General features: G+C 74.2%; 4 protein-coding genes. 2 read left to right on the top strand and 2 right to left on the bottom strand.

Features of this window, described 5'->3' with window-relative positions:
• Window positions 1-150: 150 nt before the first annotated feature.
• Window positions 151-1983, bottom strand: a complete 1833-nt coding sequence (locus ACH65_RS09170) for a 3-hydroxybutyrate oligomer hydrolase family protein (protein WP_082190226.1) — start codon at window positions 1981-1983, stop codon at window positions 151-153.
• A 107-nt stretch (window positions 1984-2090) separates the two neighbouring features.
• On the opposite strand from ACH65_RS09170, the gene ACH65_RS09165 reads away from it, so the two are divergent.
• Together ACH65_RS09165 and ACH65_RS19780 are read left to right on the top strand one after the other, a co-directional pair.
• A complete protein-coding gene (locus ACH65_RS09165) occupies window positions 2091-2744 on the top strand; it encodes a response regulator transcription factor (protein ID WP_049622293.1) in 654 nt (217 codons plus the stop codon).
• A 70-nt stretch (window positions 2745-2814) separates the two neighbouring features.
• Window positions 2815-3039, top strand: coding sequence for a hypothetical protein (locus ACH65_RS19780; protein WP_153242541.1), 225 nt, complete (start codon window positions 2815-2817; stop codon window positions 3037-3039).
• Window positions 3040-3087: 48 nt separating this feature from the next.
• On the opposite strand, the gene ACH65_RS09160 is transcribed toward ACH65_RS19780, so the two are convergent.
• On the bottom strand, window positions 3088-6399 hold the full coding sequence (locus ACH65_RS09160; protein ID WP_049622292.1) for a hybrid sensor histidine kinase/response regulator: 3312 nt from the start codon (window positions 6397-6399) through the stop codon (window positions 3088-3090).
• Window positions 6400-6762: the final 363 nt, after the last annotated feature.

Below are 6762 nucleotides of genomic sequence, written 5' to 3'. Positions count from 1 at the left end.
GTTACTTCTCTTTGGACAAGCAAGAGAAAGTAACTCGCTCCCCGGCAGGGGAGCGAAACCCCGGCCAAAGGCCGGCCAGCATGCGATGGCGCTTCAAGAGCACAGCGAACCTTCCCTCGCGGACACCCAGCAGACAGATCGCGAACACTCCTAAGGCAACCCGAGCCCCTCACGCTGCAAGCCCCCCACCCCACGCGGACGCGCCGCCGGCACCGGCACCTCCTCGGGCCAGGGCGCGTGCTCATAGAGATGCGCCCACAGCCGGTCCAGCGCGGCGTAGCCGTAGGGCAGCATCGGCACGTGCCGCTCGCCGAAGCCGGGCAGCGCGAGGAAGGCGTCGAAGTGCTGCGCGTAGGGCACCTTCCAGTACAGCGGCTGGCGCCCGGCGCGGCGCAGCCAGGCCACGTAGGGTTCGGAGGTGAAGGCGGTGGGCAGCAGGCCGTCGTCGGCGCCGTGCACCACCCACAGCGGCAGGCCGTGGCGCGGCAGGCGCGCGGTGGTGGCGTCCACCGCGGCGTGCAGCGCGCGCGCCTCGGGGGCGTTGCCGCTCCACAGCGCGCGCAGGCAGGTCAGGCCGATCAGGGCCGGATCGGGCGAGAGGTTGGTGCCGCCGTACAGGCCGATGCCGTTGCCGGGCGGGATGCCCGAGCCGTCCGCCCACCAGCTGGCGCGGCTCACCGGATCGGCCAGGCCCGGCAGCCCGCCCGGCCCCATCGCGGCGTAGCGGTAGCCACAGGGCATCGCGGCCGGGCCGCGGCGCAGGTAGGCCGAGGCGTAGGCGGCGCTGATCGCGCGCCACAGGTCGAAGGCGGTGGAGGTGGCCGCCACCGCCATCGCCTCGTCGGTCCAGCCGGCGTCGCGCAGGTGCGCGTGGGCCTGCGCGGCCTGGGCCGCCAAAGTGCTGCCGCCCAGCAGCCCCTGCGCGCGCAGGCTGGTGCAGCGCAAGGGCCAGGTCTGCGAGACGGGCGCGCGGGCGAACGGCACCGTGGCGAAGCGCGCATCCATCATGGCGCACGGCAGCCAGATCGCCGCCTCGCTGGCGTAGTCGTACAGCGCCCGCCCCTGCCCCGGCACGTGCACGTTCGGCTCCAGCGCCACCACGCCGGCGAGCAGGCCGCCCTCGTCCAGCCCCGCCGCCTGCAGCACCGCGCCGCCGCCGTTGGAGAGGCCGGTGGCGATGATGCGCGTGTTCTGCGGCGTGAACGGCGCCTGCTCCGGGAAGGCGCGGTCGAGCATGGCGAGGCCGAAGCGCGCCGCCTGCAAGACGTGGCGGCCCCAGTCCGCCTCCGGGGTGTCGCCCGAATGCGCGTGCTTGACCGCGATGCCGGCGGTCGGCGCGGCCGCCGGCGGCTCGAACTCCAGCGGCGCCGTGCCGCGCCGCGCGCGGGTGCCGTCCAGCGTGACGCCGGTGTCGTCGGCGTAGTCGAAATAGCCCGCGCCGGTGCCCTTGTCGGTATAGGCCACCGCGCAACCGCGCGCCAGGCCCCACGCGCCGGCCAGCGCGATCGCGCCGTAGATGCCGCGCGAGCCGGAGGACGCGGTGACCACCAGGCAGCGCCGCGCCGCGTCGAAGCCGTCCGGCACCTGCACCAGCACGCGGTGCGGCGCGTTCGCGCCGGGGATCTGCGCGAACGCCTGGTACTCGCGCCCGGGCACGCTCGGCACGCCGCCGTAGACGTGCCCGTAGCCGCCCAGCGGGCCGAGGTCGGCGATGCCTTTCCAGCTGGTCTGGATCGCGCGCCGGCGCAGCTCGCCCGGCGTCGGCCACAAGGGATTGACGAACGGCGCCGGCACCCCGACCAGCCCCGCCAGCCCCAGGCCGGCGCTGAGCAGGTCGTCGCCGTGGCGATGCTCGGTGACGCGCACCTCGCCACGGATGAAATCGGTGCCGGACATGCTCTGCCTCCTGGCCGCCGGCTGCGCCGCGCAGGCGGCCAGCACCGGCACGAGCAGCAGGATCAAACGCTGGATACGGTTTCCCATGCGGCCACGATATCGGGGCCGCGCCACCGCGCCATCGTACGATGGTCCAGTCCCCTCTTGCCGCATGGCGGCTCGACGCCGGCACGGCACGCCGCTACCGTCGCGCCATGAGCACGCTGCTGATCGCCGACGACCACCCGCTGTTCCGCACCGCGCTGCACCAGGCGGCCGCCGAGAGCGTGCCCGGGTGCCGCGTGCGCGAAGCGGCGGACCTCGCCGGCGTGCTCGCCGCGCTGGCGCAGGAGCCCGACGTGGACCTGGTGCTGCTAGACCTCAACATGCCCGGCAGCCAGGGCCTCTCCGGCCTCGCCACCCTGCGCGGGCAGTTCCCCGGCGTGGCGGTGCTGGTGGTGTCCGCCCACGACGAGCCGCGCGTAGTGCGCCGCGTGCTCGACCACGGCGCCGCCGGCTTCATCCCCAAGAGCGCCAGCCCCGCGGAGATCGGCGCGGCCATCCGCACCGTGCTCGATTGCGGCAGCTGGCTGCCGCCCGCGCTGGCGCAGGCGGTGGCCGCCCTGCCCTCCGACCCGCACGACGCCGACCTCGCCGGCCGCCTCGCGCGCCTCACCGAGCAGCAGTACCGCGTGCTTTCCCTGCTCGGCGAGGGCCTGCTCAACAAGCAGATCGCCGACCGCCTCGCCATCCAGGAGCGCACGGTGAAGGCGCACGTCACCGCGATCTTCGAGAAGCTCGGCGTGCGCAACCGCACACAGGCGGGGGTGTTGCTGCGGTCGCTGCAGCTGGAGCAGTCGTCCCTCTGACCAGTCAACGCAACGGCAATGCCGGCCGTTGCGCACCAAGGCACCCAGCCTGTACGCACGAGGAGTCGCCTTGGACATCGCAAGACTCGCCACCCTTGGCGTGATCGGCGTCAGCGTAAGCTACGCGAACGCCGTGTACTGGAAGCGCGCACTCGCCAAGCCGGCAGGGTCTCCCATGGACCCGTGGGCCATCCTCGCCGAGATGCGCAAGACGGAGCCGACCCTTGCCCGGCGCTGGCTGGCAGCCCAGTGGATCGGCATCGCCGCGGTGCTCTACCTGCTGATCCGCCCCTGACCGCAGGCCGCGCCCTATTGCACCGTCACTCGACGGGGAGACCGCCCGTCACGCGCTCGCCCGCGCCGCCATCGCTCGCTGCAACACCTGCCGCAGCGCCAGCGGCTTGAGCGGCTTGTAGAGCACCAGCAAGCCCGCGTCGAGCAGGCGCTGGCGCAGTTCGCCGTCGCGGTCGGCGGTGAGGATCACGGTGGCCGTGCCGTCGGCGTCGCCGAGTTCGCGCAGGGCGTCCAGGCCGGTGAGGTCGCCGTCGAGGTGGTAGTCGAAGATGCGCAGGTCCGCCTGCCATGGCGCGCCGCGCGCCTGGGCGAGGTCGCGGGCGGCGTGCACCTGCCAGCCCCAGCCGGCGAGCAGGGTGGACAACGCGGCCAGCGCGGCCGGCTCGTTGTCCAGCAGCAGGGCGCGGCCCGCCGACAGCGACTGCGCCGGCGCGGCAAGGGACGTTGCAGTGGCCGGCAGTCCCGCCGCCACGCGCGGCACGTCCAACTCGAACACGCTGCCGCGCCCGGGCCAGGAGCGCAGGCCGAGCGGATGGCCGAGAAGGCGCGCCATGCGCCGCGCGATGGCGAGGCCGAGCCCCAGCCCCTGCCCGCCCGCGGTGCTGCCGCGGCGGAATTCCTCGAAGATCGCGCGCTGTTCTTCCGGCGCGATGCCGGGGCCGGTGTCCCACACCTGCAGGCGCAGCTGCGCGCCCGCGCGGCGCACGCCGAGCAGCACGCGGCCGCGCTCGGCATAGCGCAGCGCGTTGGAGAGGAAGTTCTGCAGCACGCGGCGCAGCAGCTGCGGGTCCGAATGCACCCAGGCACGGCTGCCGATCACCTCCAGCCGCAGGCCACGGTCGGCGGCCAGCGCGCGGAATTCGGCGGCGAGCGGGTCGAACACCTCGGCCAGCGCGAAGTCGCGCGGCTGCGGATGCAGGCGCCCGCCCTCCAGCCGCGCGATGTCGAGCAGGCCGGCGAGCAGGCCCTCGGTGGCCGCCAGCGCGCCGAGCAGGTTGCGCGCGGTGGCCGGCTCGCCGCCGCGCTCGGCCAGCGCGTGCGCGAACAGCTGCGCGGCGTGCAGCGGCTGCAGCAGGTCGTGGCCGACGGCGGCGAGGAAGCGGCTCTTGGCCGCGTTGGCGCGCTGCGCCTCGGCGCTGGCCCGCGCGAGCTCGGCGGTGCGCTCGGCCACGCGCAGCTCCAGCGTTTCGTTGGCGAGGGTGAGTTCGTGCTCGGCCTCGCGGAAGGCGGTGACGTCGGTGAAGGTGGCGACGTAGCCGCCGCCCGGCATCGGGTTGCCGCGGATCTCCACCACCGTGCCGTCGGCGAAGCGTCGCTCGGCGAGCAACCCTGTGCCCGCGCGCATGTGCGCCAGCCGGCGCGCCACCGCGGCCTCCACGTCCACCTCGCCGACCAGGCCGCCGGCCACGTTGTGGCGGATCAGCTCGGCCACCGGCCGGCCGATGCGGAGCAGGCCGGCGGGGTAGCCGAACAGCTCCGCGTAGCGGCCGTTCCACGCCACCACGCGCAACTCGGCGTCGACCACGCAGATGCCCTGGCTCATGTTCTCCAGCGCCGCCTCCAGCACGCGCTGGTTGAAGCGCAGGTCCTGCACCGCCTCGCCGACGATGGCGGCCACCGTGTCGAGCTCGTCGCGGCGCTGGCGGCGCACCACTTCCAGCAGCAGCCGCGCGGAGCCGGCGCCGATCACCGCCGCCAGTTCGTGCTCCACCGCCGCCACGCGCTCGGGGCCGGCCAGCCCCTGCGCCGGCGCCTGCGCGAACAGGTGCGCCACGCGCTCGCCGGGCAGGAAGCGGTGCGCCAGCGCGCGCAGCTCCACCACGTCCACGTCGCCCACGCTGGCCGGCCGCTGCACGCGGCCGTAGCGCGAGTTGGCGACCAGCAGCAGCACCGCCGCATTGGCCGCCAGGCTCGCCGCCACCGCGCGGCCCAGCCGGCTCCACTCGCCGAGGCCGAACAGGCCGTCGGGCGAGAGCCAGGCCAGCCCCCACGGCCCGCCGCGCAGGAAGGCGGCGGCCGCCGGCCACAGCGAAGGCAGCAAGGCGTACAGCCACACCACGGTGCCGCAGGCCAGCCCGCTCATCACCGCGCGCGGCCCCAGCTGCGGCCGGTACACCGCGGCCAGCAGCGCCGGCGCCAGCTCGGCCAGGGCGGAGAACGAGAGGCCGCCGATGTCGGCCAGCGATTCGTTGCTGGCCAGCGCGCGGCTGTACACCCACGCCAGCAGGATCACCGCCAGGATCGCCACGCGCCGCTGCGTCAGCACCTCGCCGCGCAGGTCGCCGCGCTCGCCGCGACCCCAGCCCGCGCGCACGCGCAGCGGCGCGATCAGGTGGTTGACCACCATCAGGCTGAGCGCCAGCGTCGCCACCACCACCATGCTGGTGGCCGCGCTCAGGCCGCCGAGGAAGGCGGTGAGTGCCAGCCCATGCTGGCCGCGCGCCAGCGGCAGCGCCAGCACGTAGAGATCCGGGGGCACGCCCACCGGCGCCAGCCACGCGTCGCCCAGGCGCGCCAGCGGCAGCAGCGGCAGCGAGATCAGCAGCATGTAGAGCGGGAACAGCCAGCGCGCGGTGCGCAGGTGGCGGCCGTCGCGGCACTCCACCACGCCGGCGTGGAACTGGTGCGGCAGGGTGAACATCGCCAGCGCGCCGAGCAGGATCAGCGCGGGGAAGCCGGTGCTGTCGTGCGGCGAGGGCGCCGCCGGCGGCAGGTTCGCCGGCAGCGGCACGAGCAGCAGCGAACCCAGCGCCAGCATCGCGCCCAGCTTGAACAGTGACTCCACCGCCATCGCCAATACCAGGCCGCGGTTGTGGGCCATGGTGGAGGCGCGGCGGGTGCCGAACAGCATGGCGAACAGCGCCATCAGCAGCGCCACGTACAGCGCGCTGTCCTGCCACGGCTCGGCCTCCGCCAGCTGGCCGTGACGCAGCATGCCGTAGCTCATCGCCACCGCTTTGAGCTGCAGCGCGATGTACGGCACGATGCCGATCACCACCACCAGCGTCACCAGCGCCGCGAGTCCCGAGTGGCGGCCCAGCCGCACCGCGATGAGGTCGGCGATGGAGCCCGCGTTGTACTCGCGCGCCAGCTGCACCAGCCGCCGCAGCAGCGCGATGGCGAACACGTAGACCAGGATCGCGCCGACGAAGGTGGGCGGCAGCCACCAGCCCGAGCGGCTGGCCTGGCTCACCGTGCCGTAGAAGGTCCAGGAGGTGCAGTGGATCGCCAGCGACAGCGCATAGACGATGGCCCAGCGCTTCTCCAGCACGTGCGGATGGCGCTCGCCCAGCAGCGCGGCGCCGAACAGCAGGCCGAGCCAGCAGGCGGCGGCGAGGGCAATCAGGCTGGTGCTCAGCATGGCTGCGGACCTTGGCGGGACAAGCGCCACGCCACACCGCGGCTACAGCGCGCCGCTTTGCTCCCTCTCCCCATCGGGGCACGCGGGGAGGCGCCATGGATGGCGCCGGCTTTGAGGAGCGAGGAGAGGGTTGGGGTGAGGGGCGGGTGCTCGCGGGAACCTGGCTCGCGCCGTAGCTTTTGCTCGCCACTTTTGCGCAGGCTGGACAAGCGCGCAGTGCGCGGAATGTCCGAAGGGCGGCCCCGCAGGGGCGAGCGAAGCGAGTCACCCGGCGCCTCACGCCTTGGTTGAAGCGAGGCGTCATTGCGATCTGGCCGGCCGTTGGCCGGAGGTTTCGCTCCCCTGCCGGGGAGCGAGTTACTT

The organism is Frateuria defendens (assembly GCF_001182895.1).
In the GTDB taxonomy this organism is placed as follows: domain Bacteria; phylum Pseudomonadota; class Gammaproteobacteria; order Xanthomonadales; family Rhodanobacteraceae; genus Frateuria_B; species Frateuria_B defendens.
Note: the sequence above shows the minus strand (reverse complement) of the source record. Positions and strands in the feature narration are given on the sequence as shown.